Genomic DNA, 24813 nt, shown 5'->3' on the forward strand with positions numbered 1-24813 from the left:
GGATTCGCTTTTTTATACTGCTGTTTTGCTTTAAGAGATAAATAAAAGTTGTGTTTCACGTGAAACAGTAAATTTGATAAATCTTTGTTTCGTAACTTGCATAGGTTGTGAAACATAAATAGTATTAGGAGCTTTTTAGATCGGTTAATTATTTCCCGAGACATAAGTATGTGTAACAGCAAAGCATGATTGAAAACAAAAAAACAGAGTTACAGCTTTACACGCTGAACTCTGTTTTCTTTTTGTGTCGTATCTTCTCTTGTCGAAATGATAATAGCGATCCCGAGCATAATAAAAAAAGCTAAAAAGAGGACGAACTTTGGGAAGAATGGGAATAGTAATAGCGCCCCGACTATCATAATTGTTAATAATACGTAGTGCAGGACGTATTGGAATAGGTTGTCCATGTTTTCGCCCCCTTTTTGGTTATTGGTTATTAGTATTCTATGTTTCATACGGAACGAATAGAAGTGAATTTTTAATTTTTTAATAAGAAATAAAAGAGAACGGTTGACATATTTAAAGGAAAGGAATAATCTTGAAATTAATTCATACTATTTTTATAGGAATAATTAATATGGTTGTAGAAAGAAGTCCTATGTTCCTACATCGTTAAAAATTAAGAAGGTAAAGGTGATAGTGCAATGAAAAATGTTTTTAAAGGAGCAATTGCTACATTTTTGAGTGTATCAGTATTACTAGCCGGATGTGGTCAAGAGGAAGCGAGTACAAACGAAGCTGGGAACGTACCGAAAGTAAAAGATGAATTTATTCAGGCAAGCGACAAAGCAAAAAGTCCCGTAAAAGCAAAAGAAAGAAAAGATACTTTTGTAGTTGGAATGCCGAGTCCTGGAGGGATATTCCTTCCGCACTTTATGGAGAATGGATGGGATGGTAATATAACACAAGCTATCTTTGCACCTCTTGTTGGACTCGATAAGGAAGGAAAACCAATTCCAATTTTAGCGAAGAAGTGGGATATTTCGGAGGATCAGCTTACATACACGTTCTATTTGAAAGATGGTTTAAAGTTTAGTGATGGATCACCACTAACTGCAGATGATGTAGCATTTACATTAACGCTATTACACGATCCAACTTATAGTGGAGCGACTGATATAAGTCAAACAGCAATAAAGGGTGGGCAAGCGTATAAAGAAGGAAAGGCAACCTTTATTGAGGGAATTCAAGTCATTGATCCGAAAACAATTACGATTACGACTGAAAAGGTAAATGCCCAAACACTATCATTAATCGGTGGAGAAGTTATATCTAAAGCTTATTACGGGAAAGAGTATAAACAAGGGCACCTGGAGTATTTAAAAGAGTTATATGGAAAACCGATGGGAGCAGGAGCTTATAAATTAGATAAATATATTCCTGGTCAAGAGGTTCGATTTGTAGCTAATGAAAATTATTTTGAAGGAAAACCGAAGATTGAGCACTTTATTTATAAAATTTCAAAAGGTGATACAAAGCTACAACAATTTCAAGCCGGGGAAGTAGATTATGATGGTTTTACGACAAATACGGAGACGATTGAACAGTTAAAGGATTTAGGTTTTGCCAATATTAATGTATATACAGGAAGCTCTTACGGCTACATTAAAATGAATTATAAGAAACCATACTTTAAAGATAAGCGTGTCCGCCAAGCATTTATTTACGGATTAGAGCGTCAAAAAGTTGTTGATACGTATTTCCAAGGTTATGCTTCACTCGTTAATGTACCGATTACGCCAGTTTCTTGGGCGTATACAGAAGAAGGTATTAATAAATATGAGTATAACTTAGAGAAAGCAAAGGAATTATTGGATGAGGCTGGATGGAAAGCTGGTTCAGATGGAATCCGCGAAAAAGATGGTCAAAAATTGAAGGTAAGTTATTTTGCTTCTTCTGCAAGTAAAATAAATGATGTAATGATCCCGGTGATGAAAGAGGATTATAAAAAGCTTGGTGTAGAGTTTAACCCAGAATATATGGACTTTAATACGATGATTTCAAAAGTGATAAAAGGTGATTATGATTTAGCAATGGTATCTACGCCAATGATTGATGATCCGAGTGGAACAATTGAGGAGTTTGTTTCAACAAGTAAACGAAACTATGATGGATACCATAATCCAAAAGTAGATGAATTAGCGAAGCAGGCACTAGAAACATTAGATATTGAAAAACGAAAAGAAATTTATAAAAAGTTGTACCAGGAGTTGAGTGAAGATCCGCCTGTAATCTTCTTAAATAATAGTAAAGTTGTGTCTGCACATCATGCACGCATTCAAGGATTACAAGAAGATAACTATAACGGTATCTTGTTAAGTTTACCTAAATTAAAGATAGAACAATAATTTTGGAAAAATTCTCAAAATATTTATTTAGAAAGAATTGACAAAATATAACGAAAGATATAAGCTAATAACCATAAAGTCTACCGGAAAGGTCGGAATAGGATTGTTACCCCTCAAAAACATCTATTTTTTTACGATTAAAACCGACTTTTCCGATTGGCTATAAATGTGCTGTGGGAGGCATACATAAGCTAATAAGTTCAAAGGGTATCACTATTAAAAAGTTAGGGTGGGGACAATGAAGAAAAAGACAAAAAAATGGGCTGGTGTATTTTCGGTATTACTGAGTAGTTCGCTTGTGTTATCTGCTTGTGGGGGACAGGAAGAGACGGCTTCTACAGAACCGGTAAAAAAACAAGACTTAAAAGACGCTAAGATTGAATCAATTCCAGCTACAGATAAAAAGAAAAGTCCAGAGAAAGCAAATCAGCGAAAGGATACTTTTATTACGGCTATTTCTAAGCCAGGGGGAGTTTTCCTTCCATATTTCCAAGAGAATGGTTGGGATGGAAATGTAACGTCTGTAATTTTTGCATCACTAGTAACAACAGACAAACAAAGTAAACCTATTCCGGACCTTGCAGAAAAATGGGATATTTCTGCTGACCAGTTAACATATACATTCCATTTACGTAAAAATCTAAAATTTAGTGATGGTTCGCCTTTAACGGCTGAGGACGTAGCATTTACATTAACACTACTTCATGATAAAGCGTATGAAGGTGGAATGGACATTGCTCAGTATGCTGTTAAAGGTGGAAAAGAATATAAAGAAGGAAAAGCAACTTCTATTGAAGGAATTCAAGTTGTTGATCCACAAACAATTAAAATTACAACTGAAAAAGTTAATTCACAGGCGCTAATTAATTTAGGTGGTCCAGTGCTATCAAAAGCTTATTATGGAAAAGATTATAAACAAAATACAAGTTTAGACTATTTAAAAGCATTATATGGGCAACCAATTGCGGCGGGTCCATATAAATTTGAAAAATATGTTCCAGGTCAAGAAGTACGCTTTGTTGCTAACGAACATTATTATGCAGGTAAACCAAAAATCAAAAACTTTATTTACAAAATCACATCAGGTGATACTGGATTCCAATTATTCCAAACCGGTGAACTGGACTATAGTGGATTTAGAGCAAATCCTGAGAATATAGACCAATTAAAAGGATTAGAGTTTGCAAACATTAATCTTGAATCATCAAGTGATATTGCTTATATCTATGTAAATAATAAGAAATCGTATTTGAAAGATAAAAAGGTACGTCAAGCACTTACTTATGGATTAGACCGTAAGAAGTATGTGGATACAGCTTTACAAGGATATGGATCTGTTGCTAACGTACCAATTGCGCCAGTTTCATGGGCATATACAGAAGAAGGTATTAATAAATATCCACACGACGTAGAAAAGGCTAAAAAATTATTAGATGAGGCTGGTTGGAAGGTAGGTTCTGACGGGGTTCGTGAAAAAGATGGTCAAAAATTAAAATTAACATACTACGCATCAAATACAGGTAAAACAAATGATATCTTTATTCCAATTGCAAAAGAAAGTTACAAAGAAATCGGTGTTGAATTAAATCCAGAGTTGATGGACTTTAATACGATGCTTTCAAAAGTAGGGAAAGGTGACTACGATTTAGCGGCAGTTTCAACACCAGGAATTAGTGATCCAAGTGAAGTTGTAAGTGATTACTTATCGACTAATCCAAAAAGTGATACGGGTTATAGTAATCCGAAAGTAGATGACTTGATTGTAAAAGGTATAGGGACGACAGATATTGAAAAACGTAAAGCAATTTATAAAGAACTGTATAAAGAGTTAAGTGATGATCCACCAGTTATTCTATTAAACTATCGTAAACTACTGTATGCTCATAATGCACGTATAAAAGGAATTGATCCAGAAAAGTACGATAGCATCAGTTCTAACTTACCAGTATTATCTATTGAACAATAAGGATTGACCTAAATAATAGAAGACGTTTTTTCACACAGCAATGGAATGGTAGCTGTTTTGAAAAAATGTTCTTCTATTTTTAAGTAAATAGGATTGGGGAGACAAAAGGTGAAAACATATATCATTCGTAGGTTCCTTCAAATGATCCCTACATTGTTTGGTACATCTATTATTATTTTTTTCTTATTTGCACTTTTGCCGGGAGATTATATTGATTCAAATCCAAAGTTAACACCAGAGAGAGCCCAAGAATTAAGGGAATTATACGGCTTAAACAAACCAATTATTGAAAGGTATTTTCATTGGTTAGTGAATGCTTTGCATGGTGATTTTGGATTTTCTTTACAGTATCAAGAACCGGTAACTTCATTACTTAATAAATTCATTTGGAATACATTTATTGTTGCTGTTGCAGCTTTATTTTTCACTTGGATTATTGCTCTTATTATTGGGGTTATTTCTGCAACAAAGCAGCACTCTTGGTTTGATAGATTGGTAACAATCGGTGTCTTTGCAGCAATGTCATTTCCATCATTCTTTATCGGACTATTTTTAATTAAATTATTAGCAGTTGATTTAAAGTTATTACCTATTGGTGGCATGATTGATATTGGGAGTAACTCAACAGGGATAGCATACATATTAGAAGTATTACGTCATATGATTCTACCTGTATTTATTTTAACGCTTCTTGGTGTAGGATCGTTAACACGATATTTTAGAACCGGCATGTTGGATGTTATTAGACAAGATTATATTCGTACCGCTCGTGCAAAAGGTTTAAAAGAAAGAACCGTTATTTATAAACATGCATTGAAAAATGCAATTTTGCCAGCAATTACATTACTCGCTTTTGAATTACCGGGTTTATTTTCAGGAGCTATTATTATTGAACAGATTTTTAATTGGCCAGGGATTGGGAGTATTCAATTAGAGGCATTAAACTTCCGTGATTATACCGTATTAATGGCGTTTACAATGTTTCTTTCTTGTTTAACAATTATGGCTAATTTCTTAGCTGATATTGTATATGCGTTTGTTGATCCAAGAATTCGATTGAAGTAAAGGGGGGAAAGATATGGAGACTATTACACCAATAATAGGGAAAAAGAAAGAACGGAAAAAGAAAAATGAATCATCACCATGGCGCCAAGCGTATAAAAAAATCAAGAAAAATAAGATGGCACTGTGTGGCTTATACGTTTTAATATTTATGTTTTTATTTAGTTTTATCGGTCCAATCTTTTCACCATATGCAGATGGGAAAGTACAAGTAACACAAATTAATAAACCGCCCAGCCTGTCACATTGGCTTGGAACAGACCAGTTGGGGCGGGATATTTTAACTAGACTTATGCAAGCAGGGCGTATTTCATTAACAATTGGTTTAGCGTCGATGCTACTATCCGTTATACTAGGAGCTTTATTAGGAGCAATTGCTGGTTTTTATCGAGGGGTTGTGGATCATTTAATTATGCGTGTTGCGGATGTGCTAATGTCCATTCCGGGATTACCGCTACTTATTATAATGGGAGCGATTTTATCAGAATGGAAATTACCATCAGAATACCGTTTATATGTTGTAATGATTATTTTAAGTTTAGTAGGATGGCCAGGGCTTGCTCGTCTTGTGAGAGGACAAATTTTAACATTGCGGGAGCAAGCCTTTATGCAAGCAGCAGATGTATTAGGATTAAAGGATTCTCGAAAAATTATTCATCATTTAATTCCTAATGTCTTTCCGTTACTTATTGTTGTAGCAACTTTGGGCGTGGCTGGATCTATTTTAAGTGAGTCCGCACTAAGCTACTTAGGTCTCGGGGTCGTCCCGCCTACACCGTCATGGGGGAATATGATTAGTGCAGCGAACTCATTAATTGATTTCCAAAAGCGTCCGTGGTTATGGATTCCGCCTGGTTTTGCAATTTTTATAACAGTTGTATCCATTAATTTACTTGGTGATGCACTTCGTGATGCGTTAGATCCAAAGATGAGACGGTAGGTGAGGGAATATGAGTAAAGCGGTAGTAGAGTTGAAAGACTTACAAACACACTTTCAGACAGAAGAAGGAACAGTAAAAGCTGTGAATCATGTTAGTTTTACAGTTCGAGAAGGTGAAACTGTTTGTGTTGTAGGTGAATCTGGTTGCGGGAAAAGTGTAACGGCTTTATCTATTATGGGACTTATTGCTGAATCAGGCAGTGTAGTAGGTGGAGATATTTTATATGAAGGAAAAAGTCTTTTAGGAATGAAAGAGAAAGAGCTTCGTAGTTTACGAGGGAATGATATTGCGATGATTTTCCAAGAACCGATGACATCGCTAAATCCAGTATTTACTGTAGGGGAACAAATTGTAGAGACGTTAAGGGAGCATGAACTGCTTAGTAAAAATGAAGCATATAAGAAGGCGATTGAGTTAATTCGTAAAGTCGGCATAGCTCGTGCGGATGAAATCGTCCATTCTTATCCACACGAACTAAGTGGTGGTATGTTACAACGTATTATGATTGCTGTTGCACTTAGTTGTAATCCTAAGTTATTAATTGCGGATGAACCGACAACGGCTCTTGATGTTACGATTCAGGCTCAAATATTGGATCTACTAAGACAAGTGAAAGAAGAATTTAAAACGTCGATTTTATTAATTACACATGACTTAGGCGTTGTAGCGGAAATGGCTGATTATGTTGTCGTTATGTATGGCGGGAAAGTTATTGAAGAAGCCCCAGTACTAGAGATATTCAAAAATCCAAAACACCCGTATACGAAAGGTTTGTTGAAATCAAAACCAGTGATGGGTAAACGAATAGATAAACTATATTCTATTCCAGGGCAAGTTCCTAATTTAGTTGGTTTAGATGAGTTTTGCTACTTTAGTGGCCGTTGCGAGCATTGTATGGAAATATGTAAAGAAGAGGCGCCAAGTTTGAATGTACATGATGAGAATCATAAAGTTGCTTGCTGGTTATATGAGGAGCGTGCGGAACAATGAGTGAACCATTATTAGAAGTAAAGAACTTAAAAACATATTTTCCAATTAAAGGCGGCATATTTAGTAGAACGGTTGGACATGTAAAAGCAGTTGATGGGGTAAGTTTTACTATTAATAAAGGTGAAGTATTCGGCCTCGTTGGTGAATCGGGAAGCGGAAAAACGACGATAGGAAAAACAATTTTACGTCTCGTTCAAAAAACGGAAGGGGAAGTGAAGTTTAAAGGGCAAGATGTTCACTCTTTATCTAAGGAAGAATTGAGAAAACATCGTCCTAATATGCAACTTGTTTTCCAAGATCCATTTAGCTCATTAAATCCGAGAATGAGAATTGGGGAAGCGCTTGGTGAGCCGATGTTAGCTCACGGATTAGCGACGAAAGAAAATGTTCGTGAGAAGGTGACAGAAGTATTAGAGTTATGTGGCTTAGCTCCATATCATATTGACCGGTACCCTCATGAGTTTTCTGGTGGACAACGTCAACGTATCGTTATCGCAAGAGCTATGGTATTAAATCCAGAATTTATTGTAGCTGACGAACCTGTGGCAGCACTAGATGTATCTATTCAAGCACAAATCATTAATTTATTTAGTGAGTTACAGGAGAAAAAAGGACTATCTTATTTATTCATTTCACATGATTTAAGCGTAGTAGAGCATTTATGTACGAAGATTGGAATTATGTATTTAGGAACGATTGTGGAAACAGCGCCACGTGATGAGTTATTTATAAATCCACTTCATCCGTATACAAAAGCATTGTTATCCGCTGTGCCAATACCAGATCCAACAGTGAAGCGAGAGCGAATTATACTAGAGGGTGATATTCCAAGTCCAGCGAATCCACCTTCAGGTTGTCGCTTTCATACACGTTGCCCATTTGCAACAGATATTTGTAAACAAACGGTACCAGAATTCCGTAATGTTGGTGAAGAGCACTTTGTTGCTTGTCATCATGTATAAAAGAGAAGGACCCTTTCAGAAGTTGAAAGAGTCCTTTTTTTATTTACTAGATGAAGTTTGTTTCAATACAAATTGCTCGATTGCATGAGCAACACCATGTTCATTGTTTGTTAATGTTACAACATCACATAGTTTTTTTACATCTTCTTCAGCATTTCCCATTGCCACTGATAAGCCAGCTACTTGTAACATTGGCACATCATTAAAGTTGTCCCCGATTGCAATAGTATCTTCAATTGGTATATTGAAATAAGCGGCCATTTCTTGTAGACCGTTCCCTTTATGACCATGCTTATCCATAATTTCTACATTAGTAGGAGCGGATGCTGTAACTGAAATGTCGGTGTCTTCTTGTAACACGCTTAATAGCTGTGTACGATGCTCTGCGTTAAACGTCAAAATGAAGAATTTAGATATTTCTAATTCTGGATTATTTACAATATCTTCGATTTTTTGGAAATCAGTAATTAAGTTTGATTTCTTTTGTTTCTCTGTAATTCTTTCAAGTTCCTCAAGTGTAACATCTAGTGCATGCTTGTTCTCTTCGAACGCTTGCATGACTTGATCTTGCCATGTATATGGAGAATAAACTCCTTTATTCGTATATAGCTTGTAAGGAAAACATTCAGATTCTAGTAATTTTGCAAGCTTGTATACTTTATCGTTTTGTAAACAACGCGAGTTAATTACTTTTCCATCCACATAAACAATTGCCCCATTGCTCGCTCCAACTGGAAGAGATAGTTTATATTCTTCCAATAATTTCAAAGCATCCTCTTTTGCACGACCAGAACAAATCATGACTATATGACCAGCCTCTTTTGCAGTTTGGATAGCTTGTAAGTTCTCTTTGGAGATTTCAAGACTAGATGATAGTAGTGTTCCATCCATATCTAATGCGATTAATTTCAAAATGACCACCTCTTTGTTTTTATTATACATAGTTATACGGAGGAAACATATAAACTTATCTTGGAAAGATTGTATTTTACCTCTCATGAACTATCAGTAAGAATTTGATAGATTCCACTTTATTAATGAAAGATTTATGTTAATTTGTAACAAAAGTAGAGGTGAGTATGGCGATATTTCGTTATATGACTGTAATGTTACAATAACATTACAAACATAAACTTAGTAGAAATTGCATTAAAACAAGGTTTTTAAGGGTGTTTATAAAAAAACGTAAAAAAAGTGTAATAAAATTTACGTAATTATATTGCAACGTAATAATAGGTATGTTACATTAATGTTACAAACGTTACGTTATTAAATTTAATGTAACATCAACATAAAAACTATGAAATAAACATTTCTTAGAAATTACATATAGATAACTTATTAAGAGGAGGATACATAATATGAAAGAGCAAGTATTACAAGTAACAAAAGGTGACTTCGTAGGATCAGCAAGTGGAGCAGTAGTATTAACAGCATTAATCGTATTTCTATCAAGCGCATTAGTATAATAGAAGTTTTGTAACAAAAGAAGAGAAGGGAGAATGAAAGAAATGAAAGAGCAAGTATTACAAGTAACAAAAGGTGATTTCGTAGGATCAGCAAGTGGAGCAGTAGTATTAACAGCGTTAATCGTATTTCTATCAAGCGTGTTAGTATAATAAAAGTTTTGTAACAAAAAACAAATGAAGGGAGAATGAAAGAAATGAAAGAGCAAGTATTACAAGTAACAAAAGGTGATTTCGTAGGATCAGCAAGTGGAGCAGTAGTGTTAACAGCATTAATCGTATTTCTATCAAGCGTGTTAGTATAATAAAAACTTTGTAACAAAAGAAAAATGAGAGGAGAATGCACAATGAAAGAGCAAGTATTACAAGTAACAAAAGGTGACTTTGTAGGATCAGCAAGTGGAGCGGTAGTATTAACAGCATTAATCGTATTTCTATCAAGTGTATTAGTGTAATAGAAGTTTTACATTATACAAAATGAAAGGAGAATGAGGAATATGAACAGTGAACAAGTGTTACAAGTAACAAAAACAGATTTATTAGGATCATTAGGTGGAGCGGTAGTATTAACATCATTTATTCTATTCCTTGCAAATGTATTAGTATGAGACATATAAATACAATTATTCAAAAAAAATAAAGACTCTAGCATATTAGTAAGTAATTAATATGTTGGGGTCTTTTTTATTTTTCTTCTATATATCCCTTCAAGTATGAATAGTCCCCTTTATTTTAAAGAGAAAAAAGTCGAATTTTATATGTAAGAAAAAAAGAGGAATTTGACAGAAAAAATAGAAAATTTTAAAGGTCAGAATTTGTTAGCTTGCTAACTAATTTCTATTAATTGATGTTGGAAGCGTTTTCGGTTGGTTTTAAGTATGGACCATTTAATCTATTTACAGGGGGATGAGGATTTTATGAAACAAAAATCTATGGATACGCTAGCTGCACAAATGGAGGACTTTTTTCCAGTACGTGATGTAGATCATTTGGAATTTTACGTAGGAAATGCAAAGCAATCAAGCTATTACCTTGCGAGAGCATTCGGATTCAAAATTGTGGCTTACTCTGGATTAGAAACTGGTAATCGTGAAAAAGTATCTTATGTTCTTGTGCAAAAAAATATGCGTTTCGTTGTGTCTGGGGCTTTAAGTAGCGACAATCGTATTGCAGAATTTGTAAAGACTCATGGTGATGGCGTGAAAGATGTGGCGTTACTTGTTGACGATGTTGATAAAGCATACTCGGAAGCGGTGAAACGTGGTGCCGTCGCAATTGCTCCGCCTGTAGAGTTAACAGATGAGAACGGTACATTGAAAAAAGCAGTTATTGGTACGTATGGTGATACAATTCATACGCTTGTAGAGCGTAAAAATTATAAAGGAACATTTATGCCAGGATTCCAAAAGGCTGAGTTTGATATTCCATTTGAAGAGTCAGGTTTAATTGCTGTAGACCATGTAGTTGGTAATGTTGAAAAGATGGAAGAGTGGGTTAGTTATTACGAGAACGTTATGGGCTTTAAACAAATGATCCATTTTGATGATGATGATATCAGTACAGAGTATTCAGCATTAATGTCGAAGGTTATGACAAATGGAAGTCGTATTAAGTTCCCTATTAACGAACCAGCAGATGGAAAGCGAAAATCACAAATTCAAGAGTATCTAGAATTCTACAATGGAGCAGGTGTACAGCATCTTGCTTTACTAACAAATGACATTGTTAAAACAGTAGAAGCGCTGCGTGCAAATGGTGTGGAGTTTTTAGATACACCAGATACTTATTATGATGAGTTAACTGCACGAGTTGGAAAAATTGATGAAGAAATTGATAAATTAAAAGAATTAAAGATTTTAGTAGATCGCGATGATGAAGGATACTTACTACAAATCTTTACGAAACCAATTGTAGATCGTCCAACTTTATTTATTGAAATCATTCAGCGTAAAGGTTCTCGTGGATTTGGAGAAGGAAACTTTAAAGCGTTATTCGAATCAATTGAAAGAGAACAAGAGCGTCGCGGGAATTTATAAAATTTATATCCACCAGCAATCATTCTTTTGCTGGTGGAAATTTCATTTTCATAAGGAGGAATCATGATGAAATTTGTTACATTTCGTCTTCCTTCAAAAGAAATGCGAGCTGGATGGCTTGAAGGTGACAAAGTAATCGATATGAATCTTGCTAGTGGTGGAAAATTACCTTCTTCTATGTTCGCCTTTTTAGAGAAAGCGGATGAGTATGTAGAAGTGTTGCGTAATATTAATAATCCGGAAAAGGGCATATATTCTTTAGAGGAAGTGCAATTAGCAGCAGCGATTCCTAATCCGAGTAGTATTAGGGATTTTTATGCATTTGAACAGCACGTAAAAACGGCACGTAGCCGAAGAGGGTTAGATGTTGTACCTGAATGGTACGATATCCCGGTTTTTTATTTTACGAACCATCGTGCTGTAATTGGTCCAGATGATGTTGTAATTAGTCCGAAGAAATCTAAAAAACTTGATTATGAGTTAGAGATTGCTTGCGTAATTGGGAAAGAAGGAAGAAATATTTCTCGTGAGCAAGCAGAGGAATATATTTTTGGTTATTGTATTATGAATGATTGGAGTGCAAGGGACTTACAAGCAACAGAAATGAAGGTAGGACTTGGTCCAGCGAAAGGAAAAGATTTTGCAACTTCATTAGGAGCGTACCTTGTTACGAAAGAGGAACTAGATATTTATCGTAATGGTGACCGTTATGAGTTAGAGATGACTGCTCATGTAAATGGAAAGCTATTATCAAAAGGGAACTTCCAAGATATTTACTATACATTTGCTGAAATGATTGAACGTGCTTCGGAAGACGTTACGTTATATCCAGGCGATGTGATTGGTTCTGGAACAGTAGGAACAGGTTGCATTTTAGAACTAGGCACAGAAGAGTGGCTACAAGATGGTGATGTGGTAGAACTTACGATTACTGGTTTAGGTACGTTACGTAATACGGTTAAAAAAGAAAGGGAAGCAGGTGATGGGCATGTTTTATCGTCACATGGGGGAGCTACCTCATAAACGACATGTACAATTCCGTAAAAAAGATGGGTCGCTTTATCGTGAACAGGTAATGGGAACAAAAGGTTTTTCTGGTACGCAATCTATTTTGTACCATCATTATATGCCAACGGAAGTAGGGCATGCGGCATTATCTCATTCTTGTCAGTTGCAGTATGAAGAAGATGTAGCTCTTGCTCATCGTCATTTTCGCACGAAAGAAAATAAAAAAACTGGCGATGCAGTAAGCGGAAGAAACTTTATGCTTGGGAATGAGGATTTATTAATTGGAGTAGTGACTCCAACAGAAAAAATGGACTATTTCTACCGTAATGGTGATGGCGATGAAATGTTATTTGTTCATTACGGAACGGGGAAAATTGAAACGATGTTTGGAACGATTCACTATCGAAAAGGCGATTATGTAACAATCCCAATTGGAACGATTTATCGTGTTATTCCTGATGAAGGAGAGACTAAGTTTCTTGTTGTAGAGGCGAATAGCCAAATTACAACACCGCGCCGCTATCGCAATGAGTATGGACAATTGTTAGAGCATAGTCCGTTTTGTGAGAGAGATATTCGTGGCCCGGAAAAATTAGAGACGTATGATGAAAAAGGTGAGTTTGTCGTAATGACAAAGTCGCGAGGGTATATGCATAAACATGTTTTAGGACACCATCCGTTAGATGTAGTTGGATGGGATGGCTATTTATATCCGTGGGTCTTTAATGTAGAGGACTTTGAACCAATTACAGGTCGTATTCATCAGCCACCTCCAGTACATCAAACGTTCGAGGGTCACAATTTCGTTATTTGCTCTTTCGTACCACGTTTATACGACTATCATCCAGAATCTATTCCGGCACCGTATTATCATAGTAACGTGAATAGTGATGAAGTACTGTACTACGTAGAAGGTAACTTTATGAGCCGAAAAGGTGTGGAGGAAGGGTCTATTACACTTCATCCGAGCGGCATTCCTCATGGGCCACATCCTGGGAAAACAGAGGCGAGTATAGGGAAAAAAGAAACGCTTGAATTAGCTGTTATGATAGATACATTCCGTCCGCTTCGTATTGTAAAACAAGCACATGAAACAGAAGATGAAAAATATATGTATAGCTGGATTGAAGAGGGATCATATACTGTGAAATAAGTAAAAAGAGGCATGCTCAATAACGGAGCATGCCTCTTTCATGGAATCGACATGTATAATAATACCAAAGAAAGTTATAGAAAGATATATAGAAAGAATGATAAAAATCGTGCATATTCATAAGAGTTTCTACTTATTTCGACAAAAGTATTGACTGGGGAAAGTACTATGAGTAAAATAAAAAAGCGAATTAAAAATTTTCAGAAAATTTAAAACTTGGAGGAGCATGCTATGAAGCAAATTTTTCAAAAGAAGCCTATTGCGAAGTTAATGCAAGAGAGTAAACAAAAGACGTTAGCAAGAACATTGGGCGCACTAGATTTAACGATGCTTGGAATCGGGGCAATTGTTGGAACGGGTATTTTTGTTCTAACGGGCGTGGTAGCAGCGAAACATTCTGGACCAGCTATTATATTATCATTTGCGATAGCCGCGTTAGCATGTGCCTTTGCTGCATTTTGTTATGCTGAATTTGCTTCTTCAGTTCCTGTCTCAGGCAGTGTGTATACGTACACATATGCGACGATGGGAGAAGTATTCGCATTTTTAATTGGATGGGACTTAATGCTTGAGTATTTACTTGCAACCTCTGCTGTGGCAAATGGTTGGTCCGCGTACTTCCAATCTTTATTAAAGGGATTTGGAATTCATATTCCTACCATTCTCTCCTCAGCCCCTGGTACAGGAAAGGGTGGAATAATTGATTTGCCGGCAGTTCTCATTATTTTAGTGATGACAGTTCTTTTATCTAGAGGTGTTCGTGAAAGTGCACGTGTAAATAATATTATGGTATTTATTAAACTAGCGGTTGTTCTTATTTTTATCTTTGCTGGTTTTAATTATGTGAAACCTGAAAACTGGACGCCTTTTATGCCATTTGGCTTAGATGGTGTAATGGCTGGAGCTGCTACAGTGTTCTTTGCATTCATAGGGTTTGATGCAGTTTCAACGGCAGCAGAAGAAGTGAAACGTCCACAACGTGATTTACCAATTGGTATTATTGCATCTTTATTAATTTGTACAGCTCTTTATATTATCGTTTCGCTTATTTTGACAGGAATTGTTCCATACGGACAGTTAAATATATCAGATCCAGTCGCTTTTGCACTTCAATTTATTGGACAAGATAGTTTAGCGGGAGTAATTTCAGTAGGAGCAATTACAGGGATCACAACAGTAATGTTAGTTATGATGTATGGGCAAGTACGCGTTTCATATGCAATGAGTAGAGATGGATTGTTGCCGAAACGTCTTGCTAAAGTTCACCCGAAATTTAAAACACCGTTTTTAAATACGTGGACAACGGGAATTATTGCAGCACTTATTTCAGGATTAATAGATTTAAATGTGTTAGCGCATCTTGTAAATATGGGGACTTTATCAGCCTTTGCACTTGTAGCTGTTGCTGTTATTGTAATGAGAAGAACGCATCCTGATTTACCAAGAGCATTTAAGGCGCCGCTTGTACCGTTTTTACCAGCGTTAACGGTAATTTTTTGTTTATACTTAATGCTTCAATTATCTGGGACGGCTTGGATTAGTTTTGGTGTATGGATGATTATCGGTATTGCGGTTTACTTCTTATATAGCCGAAAACATAGTGCTTTAAATAATAGTAAAGAAGAAGACGACGCAGCCAATTTATAAGTAGAAAAATCCATTCTAATTCTGTTAGAATGGATTTTTAATTTTGAAAATTCACATCATTCTAAACTTGTTATAAGATAATTATTGGTGAACAAAAGGGGTGAAATAATGAAAAATACGTGGCGTGAGTTAAGGGAGATGGATCGTAACGTATGGATTCGGTTTATTGGTGAGACGTTAAATGGAATTGCAATGATGATGTTGATGCCTTTTTTTGCATTATATTTAAAAGATAAGGTAGATTCATTATTACAGGTCGGAGTGATTATGGCACTGTCTCCAATTGCTGCAAGCTTTGGATCAATTATAGGGGGAAGAATTGCTGATATATATGGAAGAAAACCGATTATGATATTTTCGATGGCGAGCAATGCGGTATTCATGCTCGGTTTTTTATTTATAGAAGGATTTATTCCATATGCGATTTTATCTATTTTTTTAGGATTAAGTAATTCGTTATTTCATCCAGCTGCATCAGCGATGGTTGCGGATGTAACGGCGCCAGAAAAAAGAACAGAAGCATATGGTTTATTGCGAATGGGACACAATATAGGTGCTGCAATTGGTCCGATAATGGGGGCTTCAGTAGTTATGTTATCGAAGAACCTTGTGTTTATTATTGCCGCATCTACGATGTTATTTTATGCATTACTTGTATTCGTCCTTATTCAAGAGACAATGCCAAAGAATACGAATAAAGAAGGTGATACAGAAAAAGAATCAGGAGCAGTGTGGAAAATTGTATTGCGAGATAAGGCACTCATGATTTATTTATTAGCAGGTATCATTATTTCGATGGGATTTTCTCAAACAGAAGGCATGTTGCCACTGCACTTTGACAATGAAATGAAAGATATTTTTGGAACTAACAATCCATATCCATATTTAATGGCTTTAAATGGACTATTAGTTGTGTTGTTCCAATTTCAAATTTCAAAATGGGTCACAGATAAACCTGTTGGAAAGACGATGTTATATGGTGCATGTTTGTTTGGGATTGGGTTATTTTTCATAGGGTGGTTACCGAAGTGGTTTGGAGGACTTGATACAAATGCTACGATTATTTTAATAACTTTACTGTTTGTATATGCCATATATACGTTAGGTGAGATGATTATGTCGCCTGTACAGATGACGTTTGTAGCGAATTTGGCCCCTGAGCATTTGAGGGGGACTTATATGGGAGCTGCAAGTTTGCAGTGGATTACAGGAAGTGCATTCGGCCCACTTCTTGGAGGTTTTTTATTAGACCGATTACTTGGCCACTTTCTATTTACAATTTTAGCTGTAGGTTGTGTAGTTGCAGGTATTGTATATATTTCTTTAGACCGCCTTGTTGAACAAAGGCAAAAAAGCACACTAACCAAACAATCTTCTTAATAATTAGATGACATACACAAAAAGGGGATTTCTACATATTTTAGGTACATAACTAGATTGAGTTGCAATTTTATATATCTATGAAGAAATTTAAGTGGAAAAAGTATAGAAAACCAATAAGTGGTGTCATTTAATTATTTGTGGAAGTTGCATTTTATTTCAAATAGGAACTACCTATTTTTATAAAAAGTGCTAAAATAGAAAAATGAAAACAATTGGTTAGGGTGATTTCAGTGACAAAAATTAAATTAGGTTTATTATATGGTGGAAAATCAGCTGAGCATCAAGTTTCGCTACAAACGGCTCTTGCTGCTATTAAAGCATTAAATCAAGATAAATTCGAGATTCATCCAATTTATATTACAGAACAAGGTCAATGGGTACGCGGTGAGCGTATTGAAGGTGAAGTAACAGATGTTGAAGTTCTAAAAATGAGCGGTGCAGAAAATGCGATTTCTCCGTTATCATTAAGCACAGAAATCATTCCATCTACAAATGCTGAGGAAAATGCTATCGATGTTATTTTCCCATTACTACATGGACCAAATGGTGAAGATGGAACGGTGCAAGGATTATTAGAATTAATGAACATTCCGTATGTAGGAAATGGTGTTCTAGCATCTGCTGCTGGTATGGATAAAGTTGTTATGAAAAACATCTTTGCAGAAGCTGGATTGAAACAAGCAAAATATGCATCATTTATTCGTAGTGCATGGGAAAAAGATCGTGAAACAGCATATGAAAAAGTAGAAGAAGTATTAGGATACCCTTGCTTCGTAAAACCAGCAAACCTTGGTTCAAGTGTTGGGATTAATAAGTGTAAAAATCGTGAAGAACTTGAGAATGCATTTGAAGAAGCATTCCAATTTGACCGTAAAATTATTGTGGAAGAAAATATCGTTGGACGTGAAGTAGAAGTTGGTGTACTAGGTAATGATGAACCGAAATGTTCAGTTGTAGGTGAAATCGTACCTAAAAAAGACTTCTATGATTATAAGTCGAAATACATCGATGGTGATACAGCGTTAATTATTCCAGCTGAAATGACAGAAGAAGAGTCTAATGTTATTAAGCGAGATGCGATTGTTGCATTCCAATCGTTAGATGGCGCTGGCTTAACGCGAGCTGATTTCTTCTTAACGAAAGATGGAGAAGTATATATTAACGAAGTGAATACGATGCCAGGATTTACGCCGTTTAGTATGTTCCCTCTACTATGGCAACATACTGGATTACCGTATCCGGAATTAATTGAAGAGCTAATTCGTTTAGCAATGGAGCGTCACGAAGAAAAACAAAAAATTAAATATACAATCTAACAAAAAAAGGAGGAGGCACTATTCGAAGGAATAGTGCTTCCTCTATGTAAGGAGTGTTTTTATGATAAATCGAACGTTAAAACAAGTAGAACAAATGACAAATGGTACGGGATTAGCAGAGCAGTATGAGGGAATTACTATACAAGGAGTGTCTATTGATACGAGAAAAATCGAAAAAGGAAACTTATATGTTCCGATTCAAGGTGAACGTTTCGATGGACATGCTTTTGTAGATAAAGCTGTTGAAAATGGAGCTGTGGCGACATTATGGATGAAAGATGTAGCAAATCCACCTGAGAATCTTCCGGTTATTTTTGTGGAAGACACGCTATCAGCATTACAAATGTTAGCAAAAAACTATCGCGACCAATTGGACGTTAAAGTGATTGGTGTGACAGGTAGTAACGGTAAAACATCTACAAAAGATATTGTAACAAGTCTTCTTGCGACTAAATTCAAAGTTCAAAAAACAGAAGGAAACTTCAATAATCATATCGGGCTACCTCTTACTATTTTAAACTTAGAAGAAAATACAGAAGTAGCTGTATTAGAAATGGGAATGTCAAGCCGCGGGGAAATTGAATTCTTATCTAAGTTAGCTCGTCCAAATGCAGCTATCATTACGAACATTGGTGAAGCGCATTTAATGGACTTAGGCTCTCGTGAGGCAATTGCTGAAGCGAAATTAGAAATTGTGACAGGATTACAAGAAGGTGGAGTGTTCGTATATAACGGAGATGAGCCGTTATTAACGAATCGTGTTCCTGAAATGAATTTAATAGCTGAAACAGTTACGTTTGGTGATGCTAGAGCAAATGATTACTATCCAACGACTGTAACGTTACAAGCAACTGGGACACACTTTAAAATGAATAGAGAAGAAAACATTTCATTCTATCTACCGGTATTAGGGAAACACAATGTGTATAATACGCTTGCTTCTATGGCAATTGCGAAACATTTTGGTGTAACGTGGGAAGAGATGAAAGAAGGTTTAGTAACACTTCAAATGACAGGCATGCGTATGGAAATTGTAAAAACAAATAGTGGATTAACAATTATCAACGATGCTTATAATGCAAGTCCAACAGCTATGGAAGCAGCATTCCACCTAATGAATGGTTTAGATGGATTCTCTAAAAAGATTGTTGTTCTCGGCGATATGTTAGAGCTTGGAGATCAAGAAGTACAGTTTCATTATGAGGTAGGTAAATTAATCGATCCAGCAAAAATCTCCTATGTGTTCACATATGGTAAATTAGGGGCTCAAATTGCTGAAGGAGCGAAAATTAATTTCCCTAACGAACGTGTAAAGGCTTATGATAATAAAGAAGAGTTAGTAAAAGAGTTGCAAGCAGTAGTCGATGCAAAAGATGTTGTATTAATAAAAGCATCTCGCGGTATGAAATTGGAAGAAGTAATTACGATGTTGAAATAATTGGTGTATATAAATAGGGATGATAGCAACGAAAAAAGAAGAAACTTATAATAAGCGCTTACAGTAAATATAAAAAAATAAAAGTGAAGAAAAAACCTCTGAATATGAAAATAAGGTAACAGTTGGGTTTGCTTTTTACACATACAAAACTTATAATTGATAAAGTGTAATAACGTTTAGAAGTATTTTCGTGAAGAATATACGCCCGTTTATATACGTGAGCATTCAGGAAAAGGGCTTTTCCGCAAATTCGGAAAACGCCTTTTTTTAAATGATAAGTATAGGATAGAAAAGGAGAAGTAACATTGACAACATTTCGAGAATTAGGATTAAGTGATTCTTTACTGCAATCTGTTGAAAGTATGGGCTTTGAAGAGGCTACGCCAATTCAAGCTGAAACAATTCCACATGCATTGCAAGGTAAGGATATTATTGGGCAAGCACAAACAGGTACAGGGAAAACAGCAGCATTCGGATTACCACTATTAGATAAAGTGGATACACATAAAGAATCGGTTCAAGGTATTGTTATCGCGCCAACGCGTGAATTAGCAATTCAAGTTGGAGAAGAGCTATACAAAATTGGTAAACATAAACGCGTTCGTATCTTACCAATTTACGGTGGTCAAGATATTAACCGCCAAATTCGTGCTCTAAAAAAACACCCACACATTATTGTTGGTACGCCGGGTCGTATTTTAGATCATATTAACCGTAAAACACTTCGCTTACAAAACGTAGAGACAGTTGTTCTTGACGAAGCGGATGAAATGTTAAACATGGGCTTCATTGAAGATATTGAAGCAATTTTAACAGATGTGCCAGAAACACACCAAACATTACTATTCTCAGCGACAATGCCGGATCCAATCCGTCGTATTGCTGAGCGTTTCATGACTGAGCCTCAACACATTAAAGTAAAAGCAAAAGAAGTAACAATGCCAAACATTCAGCAGTTCTATTTAGAAGTGCAAGAAAAGAAAAAGTTTGATGTATTGACACGCTTATTAGACATTCAATCTCCAGAGCTTGCGATTGTATTCGGTCGTACAAAGCGTCGTGTTGATGAATTATCAGAAGCATTAAATTTACGTGGTTATGCTGCGGAAGGTATCCACGGTGATTTAACTCAGGCGAAACGTATGTCTGTATTACGTAAGTTCAAAGAAGGTTCTATTGAAGTTCTTGTTGCAACAGACGTTGCTGCACGTGGTCTTGATATTTCAGGTGTAACACACGTATACAACTTCGATATTCCACAAGATCCAGAATCATACGTTCACCGTATTGGCCGTACTGGTCGTGCAGGTAAAAAAGGTATTGCAATGCTATTTGTAACACCACGTGAATCTGGACAATTAAAAAATATCGAGCGTACAACAAAACGTAAAATGGACCGCATGGATGCACCAACACTTGACGAGGCACTAGAAGGTCAACAACGTTTAATCGCTGAAAAACTTCAAAACACAATTGAAAATGAAAACTTAGCATACTACAAGCGTATTGCGGAAGAAATGTTAGAAGAGAACGACTCTGTAACAGTAGTAGCTGCTGCTTTAAAAATGATGACAAAAGAGCCAGATACAACTCCAATCGCTTTAACATCAGAACCACCAGTTGTTGCAAGAGGTGGCGGTTCTAAAAAACGCGGCGGTAACGGAGGCGGATACCGTGATGGTAACCGTAATCGTAGTCGTGATGGACGCGGTGGCGATGGTCGTAACCGTGACCGCAATCGTGATGGCGGCAACCGTGGTCGTCGTGGAGAAGGTCAAGGTCGCCCAGGATCTTCAAACGGACGCGGCGAAAGAAAACATCATAGCCGTAAGCCACAAGCTTAATAGTAAAAAAGAGAATGCCCTTTTCCGGCATTCTCTTTTTTTATTTCTGTAATTGTACATACTACATAATAACTTGTGTAGAAATGAGGTGCTACATGCTTGTAAGACTTGGGTATGTTGCGATGAGTGTACATTTGAAAAACGCATCCCCATCTCAAACGATGACGTACGCGCAGTTTCAAAAAATAGATGATCGGGAAGCGGCGATTCATAAACTTGAAAGAATTGCTAATTCGAATTTGGAAAATTGCTTAAGGTTATTAAAGCATAACAAAGGCCATGATATATCCTTTTTTCGACTTAGTTCCAAGTTGATTCCTTTAGCGAATCATGAGGAGTTGTTAGAGTGGAACTACATTCGTCCCTTAAAAGAAAATTTAAAAGTGCTAGGTGATTACGCTATTCGAATGAATATGCGTATTGATTTTCATCCAGATCATTTTGTTGTACTTAATTCACCCGAGGAGAATATTTTTAAACAATCTGTCAAGACATTACAAATGCATAGAAAATTATTAAAAGGTATGGGAATTGAACATAAGCAACGATGTGTAATGCATGTTGGGGGCGGATATAAAGATAAAGAGCTCGCATTAGAGCGTTTTATAGAGAATTGGTCTAACGTCCCAAGAGGTATTCAGGAAATGATTATGTTAGAAAATGATGATACAACTTTTACGCTCGAGGACACATTATATTTAGGAGAAAAGTTGGACATTCCCGTTGTATTTGATTTGCATCATCATATGATGAATCATGATCGAGAAGATTGGCATGAAGATTGGGCGCGTGTTGTACATACGTGGGAATCGTCTTTGTTACCGGTGAAAATGCACATTTCTAGTCCTAGAGAGGGAAAAGACCCAAGGGCACATGCAGACTTTATTAATGTAGATACTTTTTTATCTTTTTTAAAAAAGATAAAAGGAAGTGTTCCGCAAATTGATTGTATGATTGAAGCGAAGAAGAAGGATGAGTCTTTATTTCAACTCATGAGAGATTTAAGTGAACAAACAGATGTGGAAATTGTCGATGGTGCGAGCTTTTATATTAAATGAGCTCTGCACCATCGAGTTTTTTTATTAATAGAGGAGTGCAAATACCACCAATGATCAATCCTGTTAAATGGCTGATAGGGTTGGCAGAGGGATTGAAGAAAGTGAATAGTAGTAATATACATATAATAATTGAAAAAATAGCGATGTCTCTTGGATTGGAAGAACGATATCGGCTATACAATAGAAATAACTGTGCGCCTAGCAATCCGAAAATGCCACCAGATGCCCCGGCATGAATATATTCATGAGGCATAATAAGATAAGAGGACATATTTCCGAGAATGCCAGAAAGGAAAAAAATAATGATGAAAGACAAGTGCCCTAGTTGTTTTTCAATACAAGAGCCAAGCGCGAATAAACAAATACTATTAAAAAGAAAATGTTGTAAGTCTACATGTACGAGCAGGGAAGTTAGGAGACGCCACCATTCTCCTTTAGCGATATATTCATTAGAAGCTGCCATAGGAAAGAGGGGGAAATCACCTAATATAATCATGATTAATTGTATGAGAAGTAAAGCAATGGTGATTGGTTGTAAGGAAATGCGGGCGGATGGTATTAGCATGTTGTGAGTATCACTCCTTTTGCATCAGAAAGATTCTCTGTTATTCTTACAATATGAAAAAAGAAAGCTAAATAGAAGAAGGGGATTTTGAAATGATTGTAGGGATTGGAATCGATATTATTGAATTGAATCGAATTGAAAAAATGATAGATGGAAAGCTTAAATTTATGGAACGTATTTTAACTGAAAGTGAACGTAATGTTGCTAAGGGGCTGAAGGGAAGTCGCCTTACAGAGTTTGTAGCTGGAAGATTTGCAGCGAAAGAGGCGTATTCAAAAGCGGTAGGGACTGGTATCGGGAAAGAAGTGAGTTTTTTAGATGTTGAAGTAAGAAATGATGATAGAGGTAAGCCGATTCTTATTACAAGTACAGAGCATATTGTTCATTTATCAATTAGTCATAGTAAGGAATTTGCTGTTGCTCAAGTTGTTTTAGAAAGCTCGTCACGCTAGTCTGCATATTTTATATCTTTGTCTCATATATTTGTGGTAGCGATAAGGAAGGTACATCTTCCATTCATTTATAGGGGCAAAGGGGCTGAAGTGATGAAAAGGCGTCTGTTTTTAGTTCTTGTCGGTTTATTAACCGTTTTTGTGTTGGCCGGTTGTATGGAAAAGAAACAAGATGATGTTGTGAGAGATTTAGAAGCGAAAGTAAAAGGGTTGAAAAGCTATCAAGCTGAAGCGAAATTATCTATTAAAACAGGGAATGAGCCTCAGGAGTATAAGGTAGAAATATGGCATAAGGAACCTTCTTTTTATCGTGTGAATTTGCAGAATGCGAAAAAAGATCAAAGTCAAATTATTTTAAGGAATGAAGAAGGTGTATTTGTATTAACGCCAGCGCTTAATAAGAGTTTCCGTTTCCAAAGTGATTGGCCGCAAAATAGTAGCCAGGCTTATTTATACGAATCCCTTGTGAGGGATATTTTGCAGGATAAGAAAAACCTTACTTTTGAAAAAACAGATAAGTATTATATCTTTAAAACAAAAACAAACTATCAGCATCAAAACATGTTGCCGAGACAAGAGATTACATTGAAGAAAAGTGATTTAACACCAGTTTCGGTGAAGTTAATGGATAATGATCAAAATGTTCTTGTGAAAGTAGATTTCTCTAAAGTGAAATTTGATGCGAAATTTGATAAAGGTGCATTTGATACGAAACAAAATATGTCTAGAGCGCAAGTAGATGTTCAAACGACAGCGAAAGAAGACAAACCATTTGCTATTTTGTATCCGCGTGATACGCCGCAAGGTATGACTTTGAAAGATGAAAAAGAGTTGAAGACAGACAGTGGCAAGCGTGCGATACTCACATACACTGGAAGTAAGAAATCCTTTACTTTAATACAAGAAAAGGCAAAAGTTGCAGAGGCTTCGTCAGCGATAAGTGTGAGCGGGGAATTGGTTGATCTTGGCTTTACAATTGGAGCATTGACGAAAGACTCTTTAACGTGGTCGCATAACGGAGTAGAATATATGCTCGTGTCTAAAGGTTTAGAGCCGAAGGAGCTGTTAATGGTTGCTCGTTCAGTTACAGAGAAGCAAGTGAAGTAAACTTCTTAGACGTGGTGATATATGTGCACCACGTCTTTTCTTAGTTTGAAGGGTGGATTTCATAAAAGAAG

The 24813-nt window shown here is 36.1% G+C and carries 25 protein-coding genes; 22 read left to right on the forward strand and 3 right to left on the reverse strand.

Annotation, left to right across the window (positions count from 1 at the left end):
* Nucleotides 1-209: 209 nt before the first annotated feature.
* A complete protein-coding gene (locus ACTFRN_RS25055) occupies nt 210-407 on the reverse strand; it encodes a hypothetical protein (protein ID WP_000369258.1) in 198 nt (65 codons plus the stop codon).
* A gap of 237 nt (nt 408-644) precedes the next feature.
* On the opposite strand from ACTFRN_RS25055, the gene ACTFRN_RS25060 reads away from it, so the two are divergent.
* The 6 genes from ACTFRN_RS25060 (at nt 645) to ACTFRN_RS25085 (ending at nt 8269) form a co-directional block, all read left to right on the forward strand.
* Nucleotides 645-2348 (forward strand): ABC transporter substrate-binding protein, encoded by a 1704-nt coding sequence (locus ACTFRN_RS25060; protein WP_074568016.1) that lies wholly within the window; start codon nt 645-647, stop codon nt 2346-2348.
* Nucleotides 2349-2586: 238 nt separating this feature from the next.
* Complete coding sequence (locus ACTFRN_RS25065) at nt 2587-4314, forward strand: ABC transporter substrate-binding protein (RefSeq protein ID WP_000730690.1); 1728 nt, start codon at nt 2587-2589, stop codon at nt 4312-4314.
* 108 nt (nt 4315-4422) lie between these two features.
* The gene (locus tag ACTFRN_RS25070; protein ID WP_000860691.1) at nt 4423-5379 is read left to right on the forward strand and encodes an ABC transporter permease; all 957 of its coding nucleotides are present in this window, start codon (nt 4423-4425) and stop codon (nt 5377-5379) included.
* 13 nt (nt 5380-5392) lie between these two features.
* Nucleotides 5393-6316 carry an oligopeptide ABC transporter permease gene (opp4C, locus tag ACTFRN_RS25075; RefSeq protein ID WP_000447963.1) on the forward strand — a complete coding sequence of 308 codons (924 nt, stop codon included), beginning with the start codon at nt 5393-5395 and terminating at the stop codon, nt 6314-6316.
* 10 nt (nt 6317-6326) lie between these two features.
* Nucleotides 6327-7307 carry an ABC transporter ATP-binding protein gene (locus ACTFRN_RS25080; RefSeq protein ID WP_000030795.1) on the forward strand — a complete coding sequence of 327 codons (981 nt, stop codon included), beginning with the start codon at nt 6327-6329 and terminating at the stop codon, nt 7305-7307.
* On the forward strand, nt 7304-8269 hold the full coding sequence (locus ACTFRN_RS25085; protein ID WP_001294511.1) for an ABC transporter ATP-binding protein: 966 nt from the start codon (nt 7304-7306) through the stop codon (nt 8267-8269). Before ACTFRN_RS25080 ends, ACTFRN_RS25085 begins: the two co-directional genes overlap by 4 nt.
* 39 nt (nt 8270-8308) lie before the next feature.
* Here the strand turns inward: ACTFRN_RS25085 and ACTFRN_RS25090 are convergent, their stop codons facing one another.
* The gene (locus ACTFRN_RS25090) at nt 8309-9181 is read right to left on the reverse strand and encodes a Cof-type HAD-IIB family hydrolase (protein WP_074568014.1); all 873 of its coding nucleotides are present in this window, start codon (nt 9179-9181) and stop codon (nt 8309-8311) included.
* A 449-nt stretch (nt 9182-9630) separates the two neighbouring features.
* Here ACTFRN_RS25090 and ACTFRN_RS25095 point away from each other — a divergent pair, with 449 nt between their 5' ends.
* The 14 genes from ACTFRN_RS25095 (at nt 9631) to uvsE (ending at nt 22618) form a co-directional block, all read left to right on the forward strand.
* Nucleotides 9631-9738: a DUF3948 family protein gene (locus ACTFRN_RS25095; RefSeq protein ID WP_000664235.1), complete on the forward strand. Its 108-nt coding sequence runs from the start codon at nt 9631-9633 to the stop codon at nt 9736-9738.
* 33 nt (nt 9739-9771) lie between these two features.
* Complete coding sequence (locus tag ACTFRN_RS25100) at nt 9772-9888, forward strand: DUF3948 family protein (RefSeq protein ID WP_000661718.1); 117 nt, start codon at nt 9772-9774, stop codon at nt 9886-9888.
* Nucleotides 9889-9923: 35 nt separating this feature from the next.
* Nucleotides 9924-10040 carry a DUF3948 family protein gene (locus tag ACTFRN_RS25105; protein WP_000661718.1) on the forward strand — a complete coding sequence of 39 codons (117 nt, stop codon included), beginning with the start codon at nt 9924-9926 and terminating at the stop codon, nt 10038-10040.
* A 42-nt stretch (nt 10041-10082) separates the two neighbouring features.
* A complete protein-coding gene (locus ACTFRN_RS25110) occupies nt 10083-10190 on the forward strand; it encodes a DUF3948 family protein (protein ID WP_000664237.1) in 108 nt (35 codons plus the stop codon).
* A 42-nt stretch (nt 10191-10232) separates the two neighbouring features.
* The gene (locus ACTFRN_RS25115; protein WP_001083700.1) at nt 10233-10343 is read left to right on the forward strand and encodes a DUF3948 family protein; all 111 of its coding nucleotides are present in this window, start codon (nt 10233-10235) and stop codon (nt 10341-10343) included.
* Nucleotides 10344-10652: 309 nt separating this feature from the next.
* A complete protein-coding gene (gene hppD / locus ACTFRN_RS25120) occupies nt 10653-11771 on the forward strand; it encodes a 4-hydroxyphenylpyruvate dioxygenase (protein ID WP_000810913.1) in 1119 nt (372 codons plus the stop codon).
* A gap of 66 nt (nt 11772-11837) precedes the next feature.
* Entirely contained in the window at nt 11838-12794 is a 957-nt protein-coding gene (locus ACTFRN_RS25125; protein WP_000674029.1) for a fumarylacetoacetate hydrolase family protein, read from the forward strand.
* Entirely contained in the window at nt 12760-13932 is a 1173-nt protein-coding gene (locus tag ACTFRN_RS25130) for a homogentisate 1,2-dioxygenase (protein ID WP_000499913.1), read from the forward strand. The genes ACTFRN_RS25125 and ACTFRN_RS25130 overlap by 35 nt, the downstream gene beginning before the upstream one ends.
* A 231-nt stretch (nt 13933-14163) precedes the next feature.
* Complete coding sequence (locus tag ACTFRN_RS25135; RefSeq protein WP_000809368.1) at nt 14164-15579, forward strand: amino acid permease; 1416 nt, start codon at nt 14164-14166, stop codon at nt 15577-15579.
* A 108-nt stretch (nt 15580-15687) separates the two neighbouring features.
* Nucleotides 15688-16959 (forward strand): MDR family MFS transporter, encoded by a 1272-nt coding sequence (locus tag ACTFRN_RS25140; protein ID WP_049112728.1) that lies wholly within the window; start codon nt 15688-15690, stop codon nt 16957-16959.
* 233 nt (nt 16960-17192) lie between these two features.
* Complete coding sequence (locus ACTFRN_RS25145; RefSeq protein WP_000161446.1) at nt 17193-18278, forward strand: D-alanine--D-alanine ligase; 1086 nt, start codon at nt 17193-17195, stop codon at nt 18276-18278.
* 61 nt (nt 18279-18339) lie between these two features.
* Complete coding sequence (murF, locus tag ACTFRN_RS25150; protein WP_000610682.1) at nt 18340-19716, forward strand: UDP-N-acetylmuramoyl-tripeptide--D-alanyl-D-alanine ligase; 1377 nt, start codon at nt 18340-18342, stop codon at nt 19714-19716.
* 305 nt (nt 19717-20021) lie between these two features.
* Nucleotides 20022-21560, forward strand: a complete 1539-nt coding sequence (locus ACTFRN_RS25155) for a DEAD/DEAH box helicase (protein ID WP_372469647.1) — start codon at nt 20022-20024, stop codon at nt 21558-21560.
* Nucleotides 21561-21655: 95 nt separating this feature from the next.
* Nucleotides 21656-22618 carry a UV DNA damage repair endonuclease UvsE gene (gene uvsE / locus ACTFRN_RS25160; RefSeq protein WP_000961147.1) on the forward strand — a complete coding sequence of 321 codons (963 nt, stop codon included), beginning with the start codon at nt 21656-21658 and terminating at the stop codon, nt 22616-22618.
* Here the strand turns inward: uvsE and ACTFRN_RS25165 are convergent.
* Nucleotides 22611-23183 carry a rhomboid family intramembrane serine protease gene (locus ACTFRN_RS25165; RefSeq protein ID WP_000906918.1) on the reverse strand — a complete coding sequence of 191 codons (573 nt, stop codon included), beginning with the start codon at nt 23181-23183 and terminating at the stop codon, nt 22611-22613. The two genes, uvsE and ACTFRN_RS25165, sit on opposite strands and share 8 nt — an antisense overlap.
* Nucleotides 23184-23275: 92 nt before the next feature.
* Here ACTFRN_RS25165 and acpS point away from each other — a divergent pair, with 92 nt between their 5' ends.
* Both acpS and ACTFRN_RS25175 read left to right on the forward strand, forming a co-directional pair.
* Nucleotides 23276-23635 (forward strand): holo-ACP synthase, encoded by a 360-nt coding sequence (gene acpS, locus ACTFRN_RS25170; protein WP_000635038.1) that lies wholly within the window; start codon nt 23276-23278, stop codon nt 23633-23635.
* Between the two features lie 156 nt (nt 23636-23791).
* Nucleotides 23792-24742 (forward strand): LolA family protein, encoded by a 951-nt coding sequence (locus tag ACTFRN_RS25175; RefSeq protein ID WP_025991724.1) that lies wholly within the window; start codon nt 23792-23794, stop codon nt 24740-24742.
* Nucleotides 24743-24813: the final 71 nt, after the last annotated feature.

The sequence above is a fragment of the Bacillus cereus group sp. MYBK245-2 genome, assembly GCF_051916145.1.
In the GTDB taxonomy this organism is placed as follows: Bacteria; Bacillota; Bacilli; order Bacillales; family Bacillaceae_G; genus Bacillus_A; species Bacillus_A pacificus.